This window comes from Campylobacter sp. RM12637, assembly GCF_020137645.1.
In the GTDB taxonomy this organism is placed as follows: domain Bacteria; phylum Campylobacterota; class Campylobacteria; order Campylobacterales; family Campylobacteraceae; genus Campylobacter_E.
Genome location: NZ_JACGAV010000006.1, coordinates 1 through 20966, shown reverse-complemented (window position 1 = coordinate 20966; position 20966 = coordinate 1). Strand labels below are relative to the sequence as shown.

26 protein-coding genes and 2 tRNA genes are annotated in these 20966 nt (G+C 24.4%); 11 read left to right on the top strand and 17 right to left on the bottom strand.

From position 1 onward, the window contains the following. Positions 1-57: 57 nt before the first annotated feature. Genes AVBRAN12637_RS04480 through rpsT form a run of 3 tightly spaced genes read right to left on the bottom strand, consistent with a single transcriptional unit; the run spans position 58 to position 2264 of the window. A complete protein-coding gene (locus AVBRAN12637_RS04480; RefSeq protein WP_239803558.1) occupies positions 58-927 on the bottom strand; it encodes a hypothetical protein in 870 nt (289 codons plus the stop codon). Then, the gene (prfA, locus tag AVBRAN12637_RS04475) at positions 924-1991 is read right to left on the bottom strand and encodes a peptide chain release factor 1 (RefSeq protein ID WP_214117152.1); all 1068 of its coding nucleotides are present in this window, start codon (positions 1989-1991) and stop codon (positions 924-926) included. The genes AVBRAN12637_RS04480 and prfA overlap by 4 nt, the downstream gene beginning before the upstream one ends. A gap of 6 nt (positions 1992-1997) precedes the next feature. Then, positions 1998-2264 carry a 30S ribosomal protein S20 gene (gene rpsT / locus AVBRAN12637_RS04470; protein ID WP_214117154.1) on the bottom strand — a complete coding sequence of 89 codons (267 nt, stop codon included), beginning with the start codon at positions 2262-2264 and terminating at the stop codon, positions 1998-2000. Positions 2265-2363: 99 nt separating this feature from the next. On the opposite strand from rpsT, the gene glmM reads away from it, so the two are divergent. The 7 genes from glmM to AVBRAN12637_RS04435 all read left to right on the top strand — a co-directional run bounded on the left by glmM (position 2364) and on the right by AVBRAN12637_RS04435 (position 8221). Then, a complete protein-coding gene (gene glmM / locus AVBRAN12637_RS04465; protein WP_336615406.1) occupies positions 2364-3686 on the top strand; it encodes a phosphoglucosamine mutase in 1323 nt (440 codons plus the stop codon). Continuing rightward, on the top strand, positions 3653-4144 hold the full coding sequence (gene lspA, locus AVBRAN12637_RS04460) for a signal peptidase II (protein WP_214117157.1): 492 nt from the start codon (positions 3653-3655) through the stop codon (positions 4142-4144). The genes glmM and lspA overlap by 34 nt, the downstream gene beginning before the upstream one ends. After that, positions 4128-4571, top strand: coding sequence for a protoporphyrinogen oxidase HemJ (hemJ, locus tag AVBRAN12637_RS04455; protein WP_336615405.1), 444 nt, complete (start codon positions 4128-4130; stop codon positions 4569-4571). Before lspA ends, hemJ begins: the two co-directional genes overlap by 17 nt. 160 nt (positions 4572-4731) lie before the next feature. Beyond that, positions 4732-5463 carry an IclR family transcriptional regulator gene (locus AVBRAN12637_RS04450; RefSeq protein ID WP_214117161.1) on the top strand — a complete coding sequence of 244 codons (732 nt, stop codon included), beginning with the start codon at positions 4732-4734 and terminating at the stop codon, positions 5461-5463. 144 nt (positions 5464-5607) lie between these two features. Then, positions 5608-6918 carry a C4-dicarboxylate transporter DcuC gene (gene dcuC / locus AVBRAN12637_RS04445; protein WP_336615404.1) on the top strand — a complete coding sequence of 437 codons (1311 nt, stop codon included), beginning with the start codon at positions 5608-5610 and terminating at the stop codon, positions 6916-6918. Between the two features lie 121 nt (positions 6919-7039). Then, positions 7040-7840: an adenylosuccinate lyase gene (locus AVBRAN12637_RS04440; protein WP_214117176.1), complete on the top strand. Its 801-nt coding sequence runs from the start codon at positions 7040-7042 to the stop codon at positions 7838-7840. A gap of 87 nt (positions 7841-7927) precedes the next feature. Continuing rightward, a complete protein-coding gene (locus tag AVBRAN12637_RS04435; RefSeq protein WP_214117178.1) occupies positions 7928-8221 on the top strand; it encodes a DUF2325 domain-containing protein in 294 nt (97 codons plus the stop codon). Positions 8222-8276: 55 nt separating this feature from the next. On the opposite strand, the gene AVBRAN12637_RS04430 is transcribed toward AVBRAN12637_RS04435, so the two are convergent. Continuing rightward, positions 8277-9266: a bifunctional 3,4-dihydroxy-2-butanone 4-phosphate synthase/GTP cyclohydrolase II gene (locus AVBRAN12637_RS04430; protein WP_214117180.1), complete on the bottom strand. Its 990-nt coding sequence runs from the start codon at positions 9264-9266 to the stop codon at positions 8277-8279. Between the two features lie 153 nt (positions 9267-9419). On the opposite strand from AVBRAN12637_RS04430, the gene AVBRAN12637_RS04425 reads away from it, so the two are divergent. Further along, positions 9420-9494, top strand: a tRNA-Gln gene (locus AVBRAN12637_RS04425). Positions 9495-9505: 11 nt separating this feature from the next. After that, positions 9506-9581 (top strand) — tRNA-Met (locus AVBRAN12637_RS04420). On the opposite strand, the gene AVBRAN12637_RS04415 is transcribed toward AVBRAN12637_RS04420, so the two are convergent. The 11 genes from AVBRAN12637_RS04415 to AVBRAN12637_RS04365 form a co-directional block, all read right to left on the bottom strand. After that, positions 9560-10285: a hypothetical protein gene (locus AVBRAN12637_RS04415; protein ID WP_336615403.1), complete on the bottom strand. Its 726-nt coding sequence runs from the start codon at positions 10283-10285 to the stop codon at positions 9560-9562. The two genes, AVBRAN12637_RS04420 and AVBRAN12637_RS04415, sit on opposite strands and share 22 nt — an antisense overlap. Then, positions 10269-11153 (bottom strand): tyrosine-type recombinase/integrase, encoded by an 885-nt coding sequence (locus tag AVBRAN12637_RS04410; RefSeq protein ID WP_336615402.1) that lies wholly within the window; start codon positions 11151-11153, stop codon positions 10269-10271. The genes AVBRAN12637_RS04415 and AVBRAN12637_RS04410 overlap by 17 nt, the downstream gene beginning before the upstream one ends. Next, complete coding sequence (locus AVBRAN12637_RS04405; RefSeq protein WP_336615401.1) at positions 11153-12226, bottom strand: rolling circle replication-associated protein; 1074 nt, start codon at positions 12224-12226, stop codon at positions 11153-11155. Before AVBRAN12637_RS04405 ends, AVBRAN12637_RS04410 begins: the two co-directional genes overlap by 1 nt. Positions 12227-12346: 120 nt before the next feature. Continuing rightward, positions 12347-13552, bottom strand: a complete 1206-nt coding sequence (locus AVBRAN12637_RS04400) for a type II secretion system protein GspD (RefSeq protein ID WP_336615400.1) — start codon at positions 13550-13552, stop codon at positions 12347-12349. Beyond that, entirely contained in the window at positions 13515-14675 is a 1161-nt protein-coding gene (locus tag AVBRAN12637_RS04395; RefSeq protein ID WP_336615399.1) for a zonular occludens toxin domain-containing protein, read from the bottom strand. The genes AVBRAN12637_RS04400 and AVBRAN12637_RS04395 overlap by 38 nt, the downstream gene beginning before the upstream one ends. Positions 14676-14677: 2 nt before the next feature. Further along, the gene (locus tag AVBRAN12637_RS04390; RefSeq protein ID WP_336615398.1) at positions 14678-15163 is read right to left on the bottom strand and encodes a hypothetical protein; all 486 of its coding nucleotides are present in this window, start codon (positions 15161-15163) and stop codon (positions 14678-14680) included. Beyond that, positions 15163-17328, bottom strand: coding sequence for a hypothetical protein (locus AVBRAN12637_RS04385; protein WP_336615397.1), 2166 nt, complete (start codon positions 17326-17328; stop codon positions 15163-15165). Before AVBRAN12637_RS04385 ends, AVBRAN12637_RS04390 begins: the two co-directional genes overlap by 1 nt. Before the next feature lie 4 nt (positions 17329-17332). Next, the gene (locus AVBRAN12637_RS04380) at positions 17333-17455 is read right to left on the bottom strand and encodes a hypothetical protein (RefSeq protein ID WP_336615396.1); all 123 of its coding nucleotides are present in this window, start codon (positions 17453-17455) and stop codon (positions 17333-17335) included. A 1-nt stretch (position 17456) separates the two neighbouring features. Next, positions 17457-17585: a hypothetical protein gene (locus AVBRAN12637_RS04375; RefSeq protein WP_336615395.1), complete on the bottom strand. Its 129-nt coding sequence runs from the start codon at positions 17583-17585 to the stop codon at positions 17457-17459. A 378-nt stretch (positions 17586-17963) separates the two neighbouring features. Next, on the bottom strand, positions 17964-18185 hold the full coding sequence (locus AVBRAN12637_RS04370; RefSeq protein WP_336615394.1) for a hypothetical protein: 222 nt from the start codon (positions 18183-18185) through the stop codon (positions 17964-17966). A 108-nt stretch (positions 18186-18293) separates the two neighbouring features. Then, on the bottom strand, positions 18294-18683 hold the full coding sequence (locus AVBRAN12637_RS04365; protein ID WP_336615393.1) for a hypothetical protein: 390 nt from the start codon (positions 18681-18683) through the stop codon (positions 18294-18296). A gap of 296 nt (positions 18684-18979) precedes the next feature. Between AVBRAN12637_RS04365 and AVBRAN12637_RS04360 the strand changes: the two genes are divergently transcribed. Further along, positions 18980-19219, top strand: coding sequence for a hypothetical protein (locus AVBRAN12637_RS04360; RefSeq protein WP_336611539.1), 240 nt, complete (start codon positions 18980-18982; stop codon positions 19217-19219). Next, complete coding sequence (locus AVBRAN12637_RS04355) at positions 19216-20040, top strand: restriction endonuclease (RefSeq protein ID WP_336615392.1); 825 nt, start codon at positions 19216-19218, stop codon at positions 20038-20040. Before AVBRAN12637_RS04360 ends, AVBRAN12637_RS04355 begins: the two co-directional genes overlap by 4 nt. Here the strand turns inward: AVBRAN12637_RS04355 and AVBRAN12637_RS04350 are convergent, their stop codons facing one another. Together AVBRAN12637_RS04350 and AVBRAN12637_RS04345 are read right to left on the bottom strand one after the other, a co-directional pair. After that, positions 20041-20322 (bottom strand): type II toxin-antitoxin system RelE family toxin, encoded by a 282-nt coding sequence (locus AVBRAN12637_RS04350; RefSeq protein WP_336615391.1) that lies wholly within the window; start codon positions 20320-20322, stop codon positions 20041-20043. Beyond that, positions 20319-20516 (bottom strand): hypothetical protein, encoded by a 198-nt coding sequence (locus AVBRAN12637_RS04345; protein ID WP_336615390.1) that lies wholly within the window; start codon positions 20514-20516, stop codon positions 20319-20321. Before AVBRAN12637_RS04345 ends, AVBRAN12637_RS04350 begins: the two co-directional genes overlap by 4 nt. Positions 20517-20966 lie beyond the last annotated feature (450 nt).

Genomic DNA, 20966 nt, shown 5'->3' with positions numbered 1-20966 from the left:
TTTTTCCTTTTTTATAGAATTTGTGTTTCAATTTTACTCAAAGCTTATAAATAAATGTTAATTTGATTCAAGTTTGTAAGTGCTAGAAAATAGGACATTTTTAGTATTGTAAATATTATCAATCAAAAAAGTTACTGATTTAATTTTAGGGTTAATTATTTCATCATAATGAGTAAATAAACTTTCAAAAAATATAATATTTTCATTATTTTTTAAAAATGGTTTTATGATTTCTTTAAATTCTATAAAAATAATTTTAATTAAATCAAAATTTTCAATCTTAAACTCAATTTTTTTATTTCTTATTTTAAAACTAATTTTACTTGTATTTGAAAGATTGATTTGTAAATTAGTCGCTATTTTAGAATAATCAATTGCGTTATTTACAACGCTATATTTTACTCTAAAATCTATACTAATATCATTTAACATATCAAGAACAGATTTATAAGCAGTTTTATTTAAATACCAAGATAAAAACGCTAAATCATCTTTTACATTGTCATTAAACTTCAGATTATCAACATTAAATTCAAATTCTGAACTCATATTAAACAAGCTAGTATCATCAAAATAATATTTATTTTTATCAAAATAATATTCTAAATTATTCTTTTCTATAAAAGAGTATTTTAAATCTTTAAAATCCTTTTCAAGTAATTGTAAAAAATTATAAAATGCAACTCTGTTTTTAATATAAATATTAGAGAATTTAAAATATTTAAAAACTCCATTTTCTATAAAACATTCAGTATAACTTGAACATTCCACCTTAGCTGCTATATATAATTTTTCAAGTAATTTTACTAGATAATCTATTTCTTGTTTTTGCTTGATTATGTTTCTTTGTTCTTGTTGATAATTATCATACAAAAACACACTAGTTGTTAATACAACAACAAGTATGCTTAAAATTATTTTTTTCATAAATTAGCTTCGTTTAAAGCCTCTGATTGATAGTGAGCTATTAGTGGTTCAATGATTTCATCTAACAAACCATCTTGCATAATTATGTCTAATCTGTGTAAAGTAAGATTTATTCTGTGATCACTTATTCTATTTTGTGGATAATTATAAGTTCTAATTCTTTCACTTCTATCTCCACTTCCAACTTGAGATTTTCTACTCTCTCGCTCTTTTGCTAATCTTTCTTGCTCTTGCATTTCATAAAGCCTTGCTTTTAAAACTTTTAAAGCACTTTCTTTATTTTTATGCTGACTTTTTCCATCTTGATTAACAACAACTAAACCTGTTGGAATATGCGTAATTCTAACTGCAGAATCAGTAGTATTTACACTCTGACCACCATGACCACTACTTCTCATTACATCAATTTTTAAATCATTTGGATTTATTTCAATATCACTATCTTCTACTTCAGGCATAACTGCAACGGTTATAGCACTTGTATGAACTCTGCCTTGAGATTCTGTAGCAGGAACTCTTTGAACTCTGTGTGTGCCACCTTCGTATTTTAATCTTGAATAAGCTTTATCACCTTTAATTAATAAAATAATCTCCTTAAATCCACCTGCACTGCCTTCACTTTGACTAACTACTTCTATTTTATAATTTTTATCTTCAGCATATCTTGCATAAGCTTTAAATAAATCTCCGACAAATAAAGCAGCTTCATCTCCACCAGTTCCAGCTCTAATTTCTAAGAAAATATTCTTATCATCATTTGGGTCTTTTGGTAATAAAAGTATTTTTATTTCTTCTTCTAATTTAGGTTTTAATTCTTCTAATTCTTTTAATTCTTCTTTAGCTAAATCACCTAAATCAGGGTCTTGCAATAAAGTTTTATTTTCTTCAATTGAATCTAGCGTATTTAAATATTTTTTAGCAACCTCAACTATATCTTCTAAACTTTTTTGTTCTTTTGATAAGGCTGTAACTTTTGCTAAATCTGTAGTATTTTCAATATTACTTAAAAACGCTTGAATTTCTTCATAGCGTTTTAAGAAAGGTTCAAGTTTGCTTGCTAGCATTAAAAATTATGCACCAATTTTATTTACTAAAAGTGCTAAACGACTTACTTTTCTTGAAGCTGTTTGTTTTTTAATAAAACCACGGCTTACCATTTCGTGAATTTTTTTATTAGCTACTTTTAAAGCTGCTGCTGCCGCTTCATTATCATTAGCTGCTGCTGCTTCACGAACTGCACGAGTAATGTTTTTAAGTCTTGTTCTATAGAATCTGTTTCTAATAGTTTTTTTAATTGTTTGTCTAGCTCTTTTTTCTGATGATTTATGATTTGCCATAAAAAATTCCTTCGTAAAAATTTTTAAAAGACTGATTTTAGTAAAGTTTTGTTAAAATAATCTTAATTCAAAATTAAAATCATACTGAAAGGCAAAAAAATGATATTTGGAACAGATGGAATTAGAGGTTTTGCAGGTAATGATTTAAGTGCTTTTAAAGCTCTTAAAGCTGCTATGGCTATTGGAATTTTTTTTAAAAATAAAGCATTAACAAAAAAAGTAATAGTTGGAAAAGATACTAGAAGAAGTGGTTATATGATAGAAAATGCAATCGTTAGTGGTCTTAATGCAGTAGGTTTTAATGTATTGCAAATTGGCCCTATGCCTACACCTGCTGTTGCTTTTTTAAGTCAAGATTTAAGATGTGATTTTGCTATTATGATAAGTGCCTCTCATAATCCTTATTATGATAATGGTATTAAAGTATTTGATGCTAATGGATTTAAATTAAGCGAAAGCGAAGAATTTGAAATAGATAGAATATTTAATGATGATAATTTAATTAATTCGCATCTTGTAATAAAGGATAAAATCGGCTCTGCAAAAAGAATTGATGATGTAATAGGTAGATATATAGTTCATATTAAAAATTCTTTTCCAAAAGATACAACCTTAAAAAACCTTAGAATTGTGTTAGATTGTGCAAATGGAGCGGCTTACAAGGTTGCACCTGCTGTCTTTTCTGAATTAGGAGCTGATGTTATAACATTAGCTTGTGAGCCAAATGGAATAAATATTAATGATAATTGTGGAGCACTTCATCCAAATATGTTAGCTAAAGAAGTAAAAAGATTAAGAGCTGATGTTGGGTTTGCTTTTGATGGAGATGCTGATAGATTGGTTGTGGTTGATGAAAACGGAGAAATCATTAATGGAGATATTTTATTAGGGGTTTTAGCAAAAGCTTTAAAAGACAATAATAATTTAAGCGGTGTTGCAATTAGTAAAATGAGCAATATGGGATTTTTAAATTATCTTAAAAAACATGATATTTCTTATGTTACAACCGATGTTGGAGATAAATATATTCTACATGCAATGCAAGATAAAAATTATAATTTTGGTGGAGAGCAAAGCGGACATATAATTTTTAGCGATTACGCAAAAACTGGCGATGGTGTAGTAGCAGCACTTCAAGTAGCAAAATTATTATTAAATAAAAAAGCTAGCGAGATTTTTAGCGAAATTAAATTATTTCCACAAAGCTTAACAAACCTAAAAATCACAGAAAAAAAACCTTTAGATAAATTAGAAGGCATAGATAACTTATATGAAAAATTAAATAAAAATAATGTGAATTATTTATTTAGATATTCAGGAACTGAAAATTTAATGAGAATATTACTTGAATGTGAAAATGAAAAAACCTTAAAAAATATGGAAAATGAATGTATAAAATACTTTCAAAGTGTGCTAGTATGAGAAAAAAAATTATCATCTCAAGTCTTATAATAGCCATTGTAATAATCTTAGATAGACTTAGTAAAAATATATTTTTAGCAGGTTATGAATGGCATTTTACCCCTATTAGTTTTTATTTAGTTTTTAATGATGGGGTTGCTTTTTCAATGCTAAGTTTTTTACAAGAATATCTAAAATATATTCAAATAATGTTGCTTATAATTGCTGGAATACTTTTAGTTAAAGAAAAAAAATTCCTAAACGATAATTATTATGCCCTATCATTCATATTAGCCGGGGGCATAAGCAATATTTATGATAGGTTTTTATATCCTGGAGTTATTGATTTTATAGCTTGGCATTATTGGTTTAACTTCGCTGTTTTTAATATTGCTGATGTGTGTATTAACCTTGGCGTTATTATAATAATTTTAAAAGAAATTTTTAAGAAAAGGAAGAAAAATGGAATTTCTAGCTAACAATTATGATTGGATAAAATGGCTTCATTACTTAGCGTTTATTTCTTGGATGGCGACTTTGTTTTATTTGCCACGCCTTTATGTATATCATCAAGAACATTCACATAAAAAAGAATTTGTTGAAGTTGTAAAAATTCAAGAAGATAAATTGTTTTATTTCATAGGACAACCTTCTATGATAATTACACTACTTACTGGAATTTTAATGATTAGTGCTAATTCAACCTTGATGAAACTTGGTTATTTTCATCTTAAATTATTGTGTGTTGTTCTACTACTGATTTATCATTTTGATTGCTTAAAATACCTTAAACAACTAAAAAATGATACCTGTAAAAAAAGTGGTAAATTTTTTAGAGCTTATAACGAAGTGCCTACTATAATAATGATAGGTATAATTACTGCAATGATTATAAGACCATTTTAAATAGGAATACAACATATTCCTATTTAAACAATAATATATATTATCAGTTTAAATTCTTTTAAAAACTAAATAATAATACTAAGCTAAAAAACTTGTAATTTTAAGAGATAATTAAGAAATATCTAATATATTAAAATATCTTACATAAATAGGAAAAATCTTGGATACTTTACATCAACCAACTTTAAGGGTTATTAAAATTTTAGAGACTTTAAAAAATTGTGATGAAGGTCTTAACATAACACAAATTTCAAAAGAATGTAAAATCAGTGTGGGAACTCTTCATCCTATTTTAAAAACACTTTGTGAATTAGATTATTTAAGTTTTGATAATAAAAATTACAAATTATCTTTTTGTCTAAATCCAGAGCTAGAACAAAGGAAATCTACAAAAATTATAATTTATTATATGGATGAGCTAGCTAAAAAAATAAGATTAGCCGTGCAATTAGGGATTTTAAATGGTAAAAAAGTAATTTATTTACATAAAAGTGAAGGTAATGAAAAAATTATTCTAAAGACAAAAGCTGGAGATGTAGCCAATGCTAACGCAACTGCTCTTGGTAAAGCATTGTTATTTGATAAGAATTTAAATGAATTAAAAAGTATTTTCAAAAAACAAATTCTAGAGCAAAATACTGCAAGAACAATCAATAATATAAATGATTTATACGACAATATTCAGTATTGTAAAAATCTAGGTTATTCTTATGAATACGGGGAATATGATGATGATTTTTCTTGTTTTGCTGTGCCTATTTATAAAAACCAACAAATATTTGCCGCAATTAGTGTTACTATCTTGAAATTTCATATAAATGATGAAAAAAAGGATTTAATAACAACAGAATTATTAAAATATAAAAAAATTATAGAAGAGCAATTGCAATAATTATTTTAATAGTATTTAATATTCATATTAAATATATTTTAATTATTGCTTTATCATTTTTATAATTTATATCAAATTAACAACTTTCAGTTAGAATAAATGAAAATTAATTTTAATTTTTATTACTTAATCTAAGGAGAAAATATGGAAAGTTTTGCAATTCTTAAAATTGCACTAGCGTTAATAGTAGTAATTGTTACTATTACACTTTTAATTAAACGCCACGAATCAAGAATGGTTCTTTTTACAAGTGGTGTTGTTTTATGTATTATTGCAGGTGCTCCAATGGACGCACTAGAAGCTTTTACTAAAGCGATAAAAAAGGCAAACATTATTGAACCAATAGTTGCTGCTATGGGTTTTGCTTATGTTTTAAAGCTTACAACTTGCGATAAGCATTTAGTTCATGCATTATCTAAAGTATTGAAATATGCAGGTATTTTTCTAGTTCCTGGAGCTGTATTAATCACTGCATTTATTAATATTTCAGTAACTTCTGCTGCTGGTTGCTCTGCTGCTGTTGGTGCGGTTATTATCCCGCTACTTATGAGAATGGGAGTTCATCCTGCACTTGCTGCTTCAACCGTTTTATTAGGAACTTATGGAAGCGCAAACTTAAACCCTGGCTATCATCAGACAAATATAGTCGCTGAAGTTAGTAAAGTAAATGTAATGGAAGTAATTCATTATGAAGCGTTTTATTTTGGAGTAAGTGCTGTAATTTGTGCTTTTGGATTGATGATTGTTGGCTTACTTTTAAAAGAATATAAAGGTTATGTTCTTGAAGATGAAAGCAATGATGATAAAGATTTCAAAATCAATCCTATAAAAGCTATAGTTCCAATTGTTCCTGTTGCTATACTTTTAGTTCTTAGCAATTCGCATTTTAAAGAATGGTATGAAGCTACTTTTGCACTTAAAGTTCCAAAAGTTGGCATTGGTCATGCAATGATTATTGGCTCATTATTAGCATTTATTACTTGCTTTAAAGATATAAAAGCTGGTGAAGTTATGAAGAAATTTTGTGCTGGTATGGGTGAAGGATTTTCACATGTATATGGAATCATTATTTGTGCGGGGATATTCGTTGCAGGGCTTGAAGCTATGGGATTTGTTCAACAATTAATTGATTTTATGAAATCAAACCCAAATATTGCAACTTTCATAGGTTCCGTTGGAACTTTTGCCCTAGCCTTAATAACAGGTAGCGGAGATGCTGCCGGAATAGCATTTAATCAAGCTGTAACAATAAAAGCAGCAGATATCGGACTAGACCCTATGCACCTTGGCTCTGTTGTAACTGCTGTAGCTGGACTTGGAAGAAGTATGAGCCCTATTGCAGGAGCTGCTATTATATGTGCTACTTATGCGAAGGTTAATCCAATTGAACTAGCTAAAAGAAATGCAATACCAACAATTATTGCAGCAATAGTATATGTATTAATCGCTATTTAAATTCTACATTGTAAAAGGAAAATTAATATTATTTCCTTTTGCAAAAGTTCTTTTAAAAATTACTACAATTATATTTGGAATACAAATTGCTTATTTATAAAAAACTTTATAAAGGTTATAAATGCAAGTTGTACAGAATTTAGAATCAATTAGTATAAATACTCAAGATTTTTCATTTTTTAAAGAAATGAAAGAAATAATTAATAAAAATTTTTCACAAAATATCGGAAAGAAAAGCAAATTAATATCATTTTATGTTGAAAATGAAATTCCACAAAGAAGATATTTTTTAAAATTACTATCAATATTGAATAAAAAATACAATAACGAACAACTTCAAAATATAAATACCGCATATTATAAAAAATTTAAACTAAATCTAGTAAGTGTAAATAGCCTAAAAGCAATGATAAATTGTAAGCTTGATTTTATGAGAAAAGATATAATTTTAAATTTCTCAAATCTTGAAAAAAATTTAATAATTTATCTTTCTAATTATTTTAAAGAGCACGATATAAAAATATTAAAAACTAAATTTATCATCACTTATAAAGATGAAAATACCTTAAGTTTATTAGATAAACTATGTGCTTGCAACGAGCATTTAAATTACTGCGTAAGCTTTAGTCTAAGCGAATTGGCTTATTTGCAATTTAAAAAAGAAATTAAAAATGAGCTGAAAAAAGACAATAGGTTTTTAAATGTTTGTATGCTTTTAGAAGAACATTTTAAAACATTAGGAGTGGAAGTAGGAGCTAGTTTTGATGTTGTAAGGAATAAATATCTTAAGTTAAGTAAAGTTTATCATCCTGATTTTCACTCGGAAAAAAGTGAAGAAGTAAAAAGAGTTTTAAAAGAAAAATTTGAAGAAATAAATATCGCATATGAAAGCCTAAAACCATTGTATAAAAATGTAAGTTAATATAATTATTAGAAATTTATAATAATTATCAGTTTCTTTAAAGGTTAATTGAGTATCATACTCAAAATTATTTTTAAGGAGAGTTTTATGTCAGTTTTGGTTATTGGTGCAGATGAGATTACCCCTATTAAAGCAGTTTTACATGACTTAGGTGCAAAAACAATCACTCATTGGGATGCTAGAAATGAAAATAGAGTAAATCGTCAAAGCATTCCACAAGATACTGGCTGTGTTGTTATGCTTACAAGTTTTTTAAATCATAACACTATGAAAAAAATAAAAAGTCAAGCTAAAAAAAGAAATATACCTTTAGTATGTGCTAAGCGTTCTGTTAGTTGTGTGTATTGTGAATACTGCAAGGTTTTGGGTTTAAATAAATAAGTTTTAAAATAGAATTTGAAATCAATTATTTAATTTCAAATTCTAAATATTTTAATTATTCAATAATTAAGCCAAAGCCACTTAAAGCTGCAAATTGTTCTTGATTGCCTAAAAATTTAAACTTATTAATGCCTAAATCTTTTAAAATCTGTGCTCCTATGCCATAATTTTTATCATCACTTTTTAAGCCTTCCATAAATACTAACATACCACCTTCTTTACTTAAATCATCTATTGATTTTAAAGTTTCTTCTAATTTAGTAGCATTTAAAATATTAATATCTTTAGAGCTCTTATAAAACTTAATCAGACTTTTTTCATTTTTACCTGCAAAAGCAAAAATAGTGTGAATATCTCCTAAAAAATCTTTATATACAATCTTTTTAACATCTTTACATAGTAATTTAGTTTTTTCTTCACTAATTTTTGATACTAAGCTTTCATTTTGTAATCTATATTTGATTAAGTCTTCAATAGTTACTAATTTTATATTGTGCTTTTTGCCAAATTCTATTAAATCATCACGCCTAGCCATTGTTCCATCAGGATTCATAATTTCACAAATTACACAAGCAGGAGTAAGTCCAGCTAATTTACACATATCAACCGTACCTTCCGTATGCCCTGTTCTAACTAATACACCGCCATCTTTTGCTATTAACGGATTAATATGACCAGGTCTTACAAAATCACTTGCAACTGCATTTTTATTTGCAAATAATTTTATAGTAGCATCTCTTTCGCTAGAACTAACACCTGTACTTGCCGTTTTAATATCCACCGTAATAGTAAATGCCGTTTCATGATTAGAAGTATTTTTAGGAACCATTAGCGGTAATTCAAAATGCTCTGCAATTTTTTTATCTAGTGCTACACAAACAACGCCCCTAGCATGTGTTAATGTGAAATTCACCTTTTCTGGTGTGCTAAATTCTGCTGGAAAAATCAAATCACCTTCATTCTCCCTATCTTCAGCATCTAGCATTATCAACATATTTCCTTTTTTTAATTCTTTTATACCTTCTTCTATACTAACAAAAGACATATTTTTCCTTTTAATAATTATTTTAATTAAGTGTATGTAAAAATAATATATAAATGTTTAGAAATACAAAAAAAATAAGTAAAAATTATTTTTTTAAAAATTTTACTTGACAAATATATTTTTTTGATATATAATCACGCTTTTAATTTGCATTGGGGTATCGCCAAGCGGTAAGGCAACAGGTTTTGGTCCTGTCATTCAGGGGTTCGAATCCCTTTACCCCATCCACTTTTATTTATCGCGAAATAGAGCAGTGGTTAGCTCGTCGGGCTCATAACCCGAAGGTCGGGGGTTCAAATCCCTCTTTCGCAACCAAAATTAACTATATCATTTAAACTTAAAATTCTTCTTGGATTTTTCATTAAATTATAACTTAAATTAAACTTATAAATTAAATATGTAGAATAATCTACTTGATAATTAGTGTCAAGATTATAAACAGAATGATATAAATTATTAATATCTTTTTCACTAAGAACTATAAAACGCATTTTATCCCTAATGCCTTTAAAACGGAAATAAAAATACTTATCATTATCCTTACAAACATATTTAAAAAATTCGGCTTCAAATAAATTTTGTTTTTTAGTATAAAATCTCAAATTATCATACATATTTAGAAAAATAATATCATCTTTAAATATAAAATAATAGTTGTTTTTTAGTATGTTTAATTGAATATTATATTCTTTTTCATTTTCATTATTTTCTATAATTTCACCCGTAAAAAAATCAGTTAGCAAAAAATCATTAAACATATATATATTTTTTGAATGCTCTGAAATAAATGAACTTATTAAATAATCAAAAGCATTATAATTATCAAGCTTTTTAATAGAAAAAGAATAAATAATTTTATTATTTTTATAAACATCAAAAAAGTAACGATATATTGAATTTTCTTTCACTTTATATATTTTAAAAGTATATTCAAGCTTAAATAAATAATGCAAAACTTTTACATAAGAATTTAAATAATAAGTTTTATTCTCAAAAATTAATTTAATATTGTTTTTCATCTTTAACCCTTTTGAAAATATTTTCTAAAATGTTTTTAGTAAGTTTTTGATTTATAGTTATATATCTTGTAGTTGTTGTTATATTTGTATGTCCTAATAGGTTTGAGACTAAATTTATATCTGCGTTTAAATAATTTATTGAAAAACTAGCTATTAAATGTCTTAAGTCGTGAATTCTTATATGCTCTAAATTATTATTTTTTAGGATTTTTAAAAACGCTTTTTTTAAATCTTTATAATGAGTTTTTGTGTGTGGATTTGTGAAAACATAATCATCTAATCTATAAAAATCAGTATATAATAAATGCTCTTTTAATCTTGAATATAAATCATCACTTAAACAATAGCTCATATTCTTTTTAATCTTATTATTACAAGCTCTTATAGTATATGTTTTATTTTTAAAATCTATATCACGCCACTTAATTTTTATAACTTCGCTATATCTTCTGCCGTGCAATAAAAAAAAGAAAAATAAAGAATGAGTATTATTAGAGTTCATAAAAGCATTAATAATTTTTATCATAGTTTCATAATCTTTATTAAAAATAACTTTATTGTCAAACTTAGGCAATTTTACTTTTATTGCTACATTTTTATTTATTATTTCTAAATCCAAAGCAAAATCTAAAACACGCTTTATTTTTAAAGATACATTCTTGCAAGTCTTCACTTTATAATCATTATCAAGCATAAAATTAATATAGTTTTGTAAATCAATAAAAGTTAGATTTTTTACATTGATTTTACCTAAAAAACTATTTTTAATATGCTTATTAAATAAACTTAAGTCTTTTTTATAAGTGCTTTCGCTTAGTGTATTTTTATAAGTATCAAAATAAAATAAGAATAAATCATTCAAATTCATTACGCAGCCCTAAAAAATTTAAATTCAGATTTATATTCGTTAATTATTCTGTTATTACTTTCATAAATTAAGTGTTTGTTTTCATAAATTACTGTCTGATTTGTGCTTTCAATATGTATAAAGAATTTATTATTTTTATAATCTTTTTCAAGTATATTATTATGCTTTTCTAATTCATTATTTAAATGAAAATAATCTCTCAAGCTAGGTATAAAGTTAAGTTTTCTATATAGCCATAACGGAACCAAAAATCTACTCATTGTAAATCTTCTAATCCTATGCTTAATATACCAAGCAGTAAGTCTATCTATTTTAATATTGTTTATATCATTATGCTTTAGATTTAAAAAAGTTTTTTGCAAATATTTCATAATGTAAGCTATTGAGTTATTTATGCTAGTTTGAAAGCCGTTCAGCTCGCCATTCTGCTTTTGCTCTAGTGTTAATTTATCGGTTTTTAAGTTTTGTGGAGCGGGAAATAATCTCATATAAGCATTTTTAAAATCTTCTATGATTTCGGCATTGTTTGGTATAAATAAAACCATATGTAAATGGGGAACGCCTAATTTTTTATGTGGCTCAAAAACTTTACAATATTTGATTTTATATGATTTATATTTGCGATTATAAAAATTATTAAATATCTTAAGCTTTTGATTTAAAATATCTTTTAAATCAACGATAGTTAAAGCTAATTTTTGATTTATTTTTTCTTTAATATGTTTTGGTATGCTGATTAAATCACTTGTTTTAAGATTTGAATAATCAGCAAATAAAAAATCTCTATACTGACTATCAAGCGTGGCTGTAATAAAAATAGGAGTATAGTGTTTTTCAATATTAAAAGCGTTTAAAACTTCAATTCTGTTTAATAATTCATTATGATAATTTTTACAAAAATTACTAGCAAAAGTAATATCAAGTAAAGATTTAGATTTATTTAAGCCATTTTTAATCCTATGAAACTTTAAATATTGCAAAGTTCTGTTAAAACTATCTTGGCATTTATACAAGTCATTAAAACTTATGCCATACTCATTCAAAAAATCTAACTCATCTCTAATTAAAATCATTTTTTATCCTTTCTTTTTTTGTGCTTTAAGCTTAAACAAAGCTTAATGATGAAATTATTTATTAATTAGACAAGGAAGAGCGTGTGCGTGGCTAACGCCCCGCCCACTCTCTTCTGTCTTTTATTCTATTTTTTCGGCATTTTCTTCATCGTTTAAATACTCAACTGTTATTAAAAGAGTAGTTTTTAAATTAGTTTTTGATTTAGCAGAGAACAGATATTTCAAAACAGGTATTTCTTTTAATAAAGGAATACCTACACGAGTATCGTATTCAGTGTTTTTATTAATACCACTTAAAACTAAAATCTGATTTTTATATAAAGTATAAGAGCCATTTAAAGTTTTTTTAGTAGTTTTTGGTGTTAGGCTATTGTTGTCGATAATATCTTCAATACTTATGTTTAAATCAAAATCAATTTTATTATTTAAAATTAATGGCTTTATATCTATTTTTAAACCGACATCTTTATATGTATATGTATTACTTTCAGTTTTATTTGAGCTTTCTATCGTTTCGGATTTTGTTAAATATGGAATGTTTTCAACGATTGAAAAAGTAGTATTTACATTATTTTTTATAGTTAAAAATGGACTTGCTTTAATTTTTGTTATATTCTTTTCGCTAAGAAAATCAATAAAAGAATAAAAGCTTTTATTTGAATTTATTAATGAGCTTTCATTACTAGCACTAAATAAGTTTAAATAAGTTTTTAGATTTACGCTATCAATTATTTTAGTTAAAGATTTATATTTAACTCCTTTTGAAATTAAATCAGAAAGATTAGTTTCACTAATAGTAATTTTTAAAGTAGCAGTTTTTAAAACTTCATCATTTTTTAAAATCTCGTTTTTTAGGAAAAAATAATCTTCATCTTTACATAAAAATATAATAGTGTTTGTGGTTTCTATATAATCAACGATTTTTACTTCATTTTTTATATTATCTTTGTTTGAACTTGGTTGATTAGAATTATATAAATCTATTATTTTTTTTACATACTTAAAAGAATTATTTTTAAGTTTAATTGAGCGTAGCTTTATAAAGTTGTCGTATTTTTCATTTATATAATCAATATAATAATAATTTTTGAATTTTAAAAGTTTTAATGATTTAGATTTTAAGATTTTTTCAAAATCATCTAAACTTAATTTATCTAGGGTATTTTGATAAATTATATAAATATTCTCATCTTTTAATTTATCATTTAAAATAAATGTAGCATTAGATTTTATACGAAATAAATCAACAAAATCAACTAAATTAAGTTTAATGTTTTCAGCATTTAAACTAATTAGTAAAACCAAAACTAGAATTAGTTTTTTCATTTTTTAAGTTTCCTCTCTTTTTTAAGTTTTTAAAAATTTCATAGTCATAAACCAAATTGAATTTAAGTGTGTTTTGATTAGGATTTTCAATATTAAAATAAAGATATTGAGAACTTTCAGTAATATATTTAAATGTTAAATAAGGGATATAATATTCATCGTTTATAATGCAAGTTTTTTCATAAATGCATATAACTTCATAAAAATATAAATTAGAATAATTAGTTTTATTAATTTGAATATTTTCATTAATATTAAAATCATTTTGAAATTCATTTTTATTATTTTGAATATTAACATTTTTTGAAGTTTGAGTATTTATATTTTTAGTAGTTTGTAAATTAGGAGTTTCTTTTGGTTTTTCTTTATCACTCAATAAAAACATAAATATTTTAAAAATAATAAAAGTAATTAAAGCAATAAAAATAAAAATAGCAATAAATTTATTTACAATGCTTTTTGAATTATTTTTCGCTCCACTTGTATATAATGCAAAAACTTCATTAATTGCAGGTAATGTGAAATTACCCACAATATCTTTCTGATACATTCTATAAGATAAAAATTGTCTATACTTGAATTTTCTTGTGTTAATTTTTTTTGAATTTGGTAAAGCTTGGAAAAAGAATTCAGCAATAGTTTTATATTTAGTTTCAACTAATGCTAAATCTTGAGTAATCATATAAATATCAATATATAAATGTCTATGATATGTAAAAAACCAAACAAGAATTTCATCTTCTTTATCGTAGAAATTATGGCATTCATCTATAATAAATAAAGAATTAAATATTTTAAGTTCTTTGGCTTTTTCAATTAAAGTTTTATCATCTGCTTTATTTAAATATAGAGAATATAAGATTTTTAATTTTTCATAGATTATATCGTGTTCGTATTGTTTTATTTTATCGCATATTGAGAAATTAAACTCATTTATATTTGTATAGCAATAATCATATGTTTTTACTTCTTCTTTAGCTCCAAACAAAAAAGAAAATAAGCTTTTTTTATCTTCTTTTTTGCTTTCACTTTTCATAGGTTCAATGAAAGATTTATATAAATGATGAACTGCGTAGTATGTTTTACCCGAACCAGGAATTCCAGTAACAAATGAGATAGACATCATTAAATCCTATTTTTAAAAATAAATTTAAGAAAATTTTTCAGATTTTTTTCGGGATTTACAAATAAAAGTGAAGAACAATAATTAATAAATTCTTTATATTTTTTAATTAAAAAAAGTATTATATGGATATAAGATAAAGTAATTAAAATAGGAAAAAACATATTAAAAACTTCTTCAAATGATTGTAAAATCATAGTAGATAAAAAAACTTGGCCAGCAGGAAAACCATCAACAGAAGTAATAGTATCTATATTATTAAAAAAAACAAATATATCAACAATAGTGTTTTTAACAAATGAAATACTTTTAAATAGTCCTAAAACAAAAGTAAAAGTAATAGGAATTAAAGAAATAACTAAAAGAGCATTTAAAGCACCACGAATTCTACTTCTACCAATTTCAATCATTTCTAAATTTAAATATTTTTTAATTAAATCAAAAATTGCAGAAAAAAAAGAAGATACAAAATTAAAAAAAGCAGACATTAATAACTCCTTATCAAACTACCAATTATCTTTATACAAATAATAGAAAAACTAATCATAAAAAGAATTTTAAAAATAGGATATGTAACACTAGAACCTGAACTTATTGTTTTACAAAGGTCAAAATCAATATGAGAAGAATAAGAATTACCAATATAAAGCTCTTTAGAATAAGGACAAGAATTAACACGTTTAATATTATCAAATTTAAAATCCAGAGTTTTTATTTCTTCTGCTGTTTTTTTAATTAAACTAATTGAATCAGCAAAAGAAGAATAAACATTTTCAACATCACTAAGTGGAACGCCAACAGAGTTTAAAAAATCTAACTTATCAGAAATATCAGTTTCAAATTTTTCACTATTTTGAAAATCTATACTATCATCAAGCTTAATTTTTATATCATCAACTTTAACATTTACATTTACATCTAAAACGCCATTATTATTTGTAATATTTGTTGAAGTATTAGGAGTAGTTGTAGTTGTTGTAGTAGTTTCTGTTTTATTGCTTACGCTTGTATTAGTTGAAGTGCTAGTATTAGTATTTGTTGAAGTGCTTGTTTCTGTTTTAATATCTATATTTGTGCTTGTATTGGTATTTGTTGAAGTGCTAGTATTAGTATTAGTTGAAGTATTAGTATTAGTATTAGTATTAGTATTGGTTGAAGTATTAGTATTAGTATTTGTTGAAGTGCTAGTATTAGTATTAGTATCAACTGAAGTATTTGAATTTGTAGCACTATTTGAACCATAATGAACTTTGTTGATAGGTAACTCTTTTGGTGTTGTATATCTTCTTTCAGCATTAAAAACTAGATTTAGATTTTCATAAAAATCATCTTTACTTTTAGCATTATTTAAAGCACTTATAATATCGTATTCTAAATTAGTATCCATAAGTTTATTATCTTCTAAAAATTTTGAATATTCATTATTAAAATTAGGATTATTGTCTTTCTTAGGAACTTGAATAAGTGCGTTTTCTTCTTTATTTCTAAATAGGTTTTCAATAGGATTATAATTTATCTCGTCTTGAAGTCTTGTTTTTAATTCTTTATAATCTTTATCATATTTAGATAAATTAAATAATTCATTGATTTGCTCTTCTTTATTTTCATAATATGCAGCTCTTTCTAATTTTTCATAATTTTTTACTTCTTCTTTACTTAATTTTTCTAAGTCTTTAATATTTCTTTCAAGCTCTAAAAAATCACTATTTTTCAAATCACTAGCTTTTTTTAAAGAATTTGAATTAACTAATTTTTGATTAACACTTTTTAAGTCTTTAATAGAACAAAAAGAACTAACGCCTAATTTATTATCATAAAGCTTAACATTACCCCTACTACAAGAAACTTCACAAGCCACATTAATTGCATTTCCAATATTTGATGGTTTAAAAATACTTAATATAGAACTAGAGCCATACGCAAGTAAATCAAAAAATCCTTTTTTTGAAAATTTGTTTTGATTTTTTATAGTTTTTAAAGCGTTATAATTCTTAACATTTGAAGAGCCACTAAGAAAGCTACCTTTTTTGTTCTTTTTGCAAACCATATCCATACGAGAGTCAAAATCCATCTCATTAAAAAGGTCTAAATCATTGCTTATAATATCTAATTCTTCGTTTGATTTATCTAGATTTAAAGAATAATTCGGAGTATAGCAATCAGTAACCTTAGTATAAACAATACGAGCAGTCCCATTGCAGTAACGAGAACTTGAAAAACAAGCATAACCACCCCTATAGTAAATATCGCATTCAAATATTTTAAAATCTTTATAATACACATTGCATAAATCTTCTGTATTTGAATAATATTGAACGCTATCTTTTAAGTTTTCGTGATTAATTATGCTAGATACATTTAATAAATTATAATCAACATAAGAACAATAATCCCAAAGGCTGGGATTTTGTAAGCATTCTGAAGCTTCATTATAAGAGCTTGTTTTTACTTGATTATAAAATTCATAAGTAATATTTTTTGTTTTATGCGTGCAACTTGTAACACTACCATTACTAGTATTACAAGTAAAATTATTATCATTAATTAATGGAGTAGTTACATTGTAATCACCACACTTGCGAATTTCAGTATTTTTTGCATATAAAGATAAGTTAAAGAAAACTACAAATACAAATATAATTTTAGCTTTCACAATTTCAGCCTTTAGAATTAAAAAGTGAAAAACAAACTAAAATAGGCAAAGCATAAATAATCACATTTATAAAAATACTGAAAAATAAATCAAAGCTTGGAATATTAGTAATATTATAAATATTCATATTAGCTCCTTGTAAATAAAAATATGATTATTTGAAATAAGCAAAAACCCAACAGAATTGCAGTAAGCGACATTAAAAAATTAAATTGTTCTAATGATAAATTAAGAGTTTGTATATCTATTTCTATCATTTGAATAATCCTTTTATGTGAGAAAAAATAAAAATAGAAAATTTAGCAACTATGCAAAGTGCAAGAATTGAATTAAAGCAAATTATTAAAAAGCTTAAATCAAAATTATAAATCATTTTATTTCTTACCCTTTATTTTTTTTAGTTTTTTTTGGTTTTTAAAGTTATTTGAAATAACTATTACTTAAAGCTTTAGATTGTTTTTAGAGTTATTTAGCTCTAAGATTTAAGTAATAGCTATTAAACCAAATTTGGTGGGTTGTCACCCACACCCACAACGAAACGCCCTATCAATTGTTTTTTCGTGTTTTTTTTATGAATAAAAAAAAGACACGAAAAAACGGGGCGTTTCGTGCTTCAGAAAATAGAAAAAGAAGTATTATTTAAAAAATGCAACACCTTTTTTCACAGCCCATATAGAAACCATAGCACCAATAGCAATACTTACGCAAGTATAGAAAAATAATAAATCAACTGAACCTGAAAAACCTTTAGTAGCATCAAAAGTAACAGCAGCTTGAGCTGAACTAGCAAGTAAAGTTGATAAACCAATAGCACCTAAAATTTTGTTTTTACTTAAAAAATTCTTAACTTTTTTCATAATAAATTCTCCATAAAATTAAATAAAATTAAATCTTTTTTTTAGTTTGCAAACTAAATTAAACACTCTTAAAAAAAGTGCTTAATTTAGCTTGTGTAGTCAAAAAGACTACACAGCTTTATTTTTAATACTTAAAATTTTCATCAATTCATCATAAGACATATCAATATTTACTGAATATTCATTATTTTGAAAAACAGGTAAAGAGCCATTAAGAATTAAAGATTTATTTGTTTTAAAATAATTCTTAAAAGACATAGCTAACATACCTGCATCGACATCAGAACCGCAAGGGATTTTAAAAGTTAAGCTTGTTTCTTTAGTATCATTAAAATTAGTTTTTTCATTAAATGTTTCAAATACATTTCTGCAAGATAAACGCACACTTGCATTGTATTTTAAGCCGGTTTGCTGAATTACACCAGACCCGCTAGAACGAACTAGGCAAGAGTTAAAAATCTCATAATTTACTTTAAATTCTTCTTTTATAATTTCCATAAAAATTTCCTTTCTTTTTTTTTAATCCCTTTCTTTTTAATTATTTTTAAGTGCAAGAAAGAAAGGAATTCAACTTGCACTAAATAATTTTATAGTTATATAAAATTATTTAATACATAATACATTAATTTTTATATTATGTCAATAAAATTTTATATTTTTTCTTAATATTTTTTATATTTATATGAAATTATTTAATATTAAGTATAAAAAATATATTTTTATGTGTATAAATTTAATAAGATTTTAAAAACTTTTTATAGATAAAGTAAAATAAATGAATTAAAGGAATAAATATGACAAATAGGGAGCTGGCAAATTTTTTAAATATAACTTATCCAACCCTATATAATTGGGAAAAAACAAAACCTAATTTATATAAAATAGTAATGGCATATAAAAATAATAAAAACAGCATTGAAAGCAATTTAATAAATGAATTAATAGAAAATTTAAAAAAACTAAGTGAAAAAGAGCAAGAAAAAATATTACTTGAAATAAAATTAAAAATAATTAATAAAGAATTAGGTGAATGACAGCTTTTATATTAATTTGCACAATAGGAATTTTTTATATTGCTATGACTAAGTATGGAATAGAAGAGCATAGTATATTAAAACTAAAGCCTAAAAATGGAGAAATCCTAATAAAAAAGAGCTTTAGACAAAAATTAAGAAAGAAAATAAGACAAGAATTAAAAAGCAGCATAGAAGAAGAATTAAAACAAGAAATATTAAAAGAGCATAAGGAATATTATGAAAATAAAATAAAAAAATTAGAATTTATAATAGAAAATCTAAAAAATCAAAAAACCAAAACAATAATAACAAAAGAAAATGATGAAGAAGAAATAAGAAGAATAAGCAGTAAATATGAAAAAGAATTAAAAAAGAAATCAGAAGCAATACAATATTTAAAGTATGAAATACAATCATTAAATGAAAAATTAAATAAACAAAAAGAAAATTATAAAAATTACCTTAGAAATAAAGAAATAAATATCAAAAAAGGACAAGAATACGAGTATAAAATAAAATGCTATTTTGAAAACTTAGGATATAGCGTATATCCTAATGGATATATTAAGGGTAAGAACGATAAAGGAATTGATTTAATAGCTTATAAAAATAACGAAGTGCATTTAATACAATGCAAGTGTTATAAAAATCCACCAAAGCAAGAATTAATAAGAAAGTTTATAGGAGATTGCGAAATATACATAAAAAATAATCAAAACAAATTAAATAATAAAACTATATATAAAGATTTTATAACAAGTTGCAAGGATAAAGATTATGGAGTTATAAAATTCTTAGAAGAAAATAAAAATATAATTGATTATTTAATAATTGAATAATCATAAAATATCTAAATCATCATAAGCATTTTTTCTAAAAGATATACGAAGAATAAGTATTTCAATTTTATTATTTTTTATTGTATAAATAGCTCTCAAATCTTTTTTAATTACATATCTATAAAATCCACTATGGTTGACAATAGCTGTTACATTTTTTGAATTTTTAAGAATATCATAATTATTAGCAAAATATTCAAGCTTTTTAATTATAAATTCAATATCTTTTTTATTGAATTTATCCAAATCATTTAAAGCACTTTCAGAAAAGTCTATAATCATTTTATATTATATCTTTTCTTTACTTCTTCTAAAGAGTATATTTTTTCATCATTATTGTCAACTCTATCTAAAACTTTTTTAGCTTCAATATAATCAAGATAATCAATATATATCTCATATGCTTTATCTAAAATTTTCTTTTTTTGTGGAGTTAAAGACATTAAAAACTCATCACTAAATAAAGCTTTATCCATAAAAATCCTTTTTGTTATTATTATTTTTAGAAAATTATAGCATAAAAGTTAAAATATAGAATATTAGATTTTAATATTATTAATTTAGAACAAAGAACTCATAACCCGAAGGACGGGGGTTCAAATCCCTCTTTCGCAACCAATTTTCAATTCTTTTCATAGTATCTTAAATGTTTCTTACTCTCTATGAGTTAAATTTCCGAATAGTATCTTTTTAATACTTAAAATAAACTTAATGTTATAATTTTTTTGTTTTTAGGATTTTACTTTATATTTTAATAATTCTTCTCAAAACTAACTTAAAAAATGGGTAAAAAATGGGGTTTTCTTAAGTGAAACTTAATAAGATTGAAATGCCTATCACATAGGCATTTAAGGGGCGAATTTTTAAAATCTCGCAAATTTGTATAAATAAGACAAGGTGGGGTTCGTTACGGCGTTGGGCTCACG

What these genes read in the sequence shown, in the direction of transcription:
- AVBRAN12637_RS04480 (WP_239803558.1), bottom strand. Translation starts at nt 927, where the DNA reads ATGAAAAAAATAATTTTAAGCATACTTGTTGTTGTATTAACAACTAGT.
- prfA (WP_214117152.1), bottom strand. Translation starts at nt 1,991, where the DNA reads ATGCTAGCAAGCAAACTTGAACCTTTCTTAAAACGCTATGAAGAAATT.
- rpsT (WP_214117154.1), bottom strand. Translation starts at nt 2,264, where the DNA reads ATGGCAAATCATAAATCATCAGAAAAAAGAGCTAGACAAACAATTAAA.
- glmM (WP_336615406.1), top strand. Translation starts at nt 2,364, where the DNA reads ATGATATTTGGAACAGATGGAATTAGAGGTTTTGCAGGTAATGATTTA.
- lspA (WP_214117157.1), top strand. Translation starts at nt 3,653, where the DNA reads ATGTATAAAATACTTTCAAAGTGTGCTAGTATGAGAAAAAAAATTATC.
- hemJ (WP_336615405.1), top strand. Translation starts at nt 4,128, where the DNA reads ATGGAATTTCTAGCTAACAATTATGATTGGATAAAATGGCTTCATTAC.
- dcuC (WP_336615404.1), top strand. Translation starts at nt 5,608, where the DNA reads ATGGAAAGTTTTGCAATTCTTAAAATTGCACTAGCGTTAATAGTAGTA.
- AVBRAN12637_RS04440 (WP_214117176.1), top strand. Translation starts at nt 7,040, where the DNA reads ATGCAAGTTGTACAGAATTTAGAATCAATTAGTATAAATACTCAAGAT.
- AVBRAN12637_RS04435 (WP_214117178.1), top strand. Translation starts at nt 7,928, where the DNA reads ATGTCAGTTTTGGTTATTGGTGCAGATGAGATTACCCCTATTAAAGCA.
- AVBRAN12637_RS04430 (WP_214117180.1), bottom strand. Translation starts at nt 9,266, where the DNA reads ATGTCTTTTGTTAGTATAGAAGAAGGTATAAAAGAATTAAAAAAAGGA.
- AVBRAN12637_RS04415 (WP_336615403.1), bottom strand. Translation starts at nt 10,285, where the DNA reads ATGAAAAACAATATTAAATTAATTTTTGAGAATAAAACTTATTATTTA.
- AVBRAN12637_RS04410 (WP_336615402.1), bottom strand. Translation starts at nt 11,153, where the DNA reads ATGAATTTGAATGATTTATTCTTATTTTATTTTGATACTTATAAAAAT.
- AVBRAN12637_RS04405 (WP_336615401.1), bottom strand. Translation starts at nt 12,226, where the DNA reads ATGATTTTAATTAGAGATGAGTTAGATTTTTTGAATGAGTATGGCATA.
- AVBRAN12637_RS04400 (WP_336615400.1), bottom strand. Translation starts at nt 13,552, where the DNA reads ATGAAAAAACTAATTCTAGTTTTGGTTTTACTAATTAGTTTAAATGCT.
- AVBRAN12637_RS04395 (WP_336615399.1), bottom strand. Translation starts at nt 14,675, where the DNA reads ATGTCTATCTCATTTGTTACTGGAATTCCTGGTTCGGGTAAAACATAC.
- AVBRAN12637_RS04390 (WP_336615398.1), bottom strand. Translation starts at nt 15,163, where the DNA reads ATGTCTGCTTTTTTTAATTTTGTATCTTCTTTTTTTTCTGCAATTTTT.
- AVBRAN12637_RS04380 (WP_336615396.1), bottom strand. Translation starts at nt 17,455, where the DNA reads ATGAATATTTATAATATTACTAATATTCCAAGCTTTGATTTATTTTTC.
- AVBRAN12637_RS04375 (WP_336615395.1), bottom strand. Translation starts at nt 17,585, where the DNA reads ATGATAGAAATAGATATACAAACTCTTAATTTATCATTAGAACAATTT.
- AVBRAN12637_RS04370 (WP_336615394.1), bottom strand. Translation starts at nt 18,185, where the DNA reads ATGAAAAAAGTTAAGAATTTTTTAAGTAAAAACAAAATTTTAGGTGCT.
- AVBRAN12637_RS04365 (WP_336615393.1), bottom strand. Translation starts at nt 18,683, where the DNA reads ATGGAAATTATAAAAGAAGAATTTAAAGTAAATTATGAGATTTTTAAC.
- AVBRAN12637_RS04360 (WP_336611539.1), top strand. Translation starts at nt 18,980, where the DNA reads ATGACAAATAGGGAGCTGGCAAATTTTTTAAATATAACTTATCCAACC.
- AVBRAN12637_RS04355 (WP_336615392.1), top strand. Translation starts at nt 19,216, where the DNA reads ATGACAGCTTTTATATTAATTTGCACAATAGGAATTTTTTATATTGCT.
- AVBRAN12637_RS04350 (WP_336615391.1), bottom strand. Translation starts at nt 20,322, where the DNA reads ATGATTATAGACTTTTCTGAAAGTGCTTTAAATGATTTGGATAAATTC.
- AVBRAN12637_RS04345 (WP_336615390.1), bottom strand. Translation starts at nt 20,516, where the DNA reads ATGGATAAAGCTTTATTTAGTGATGAGTTTTTAATGTCTTTAACTCCA.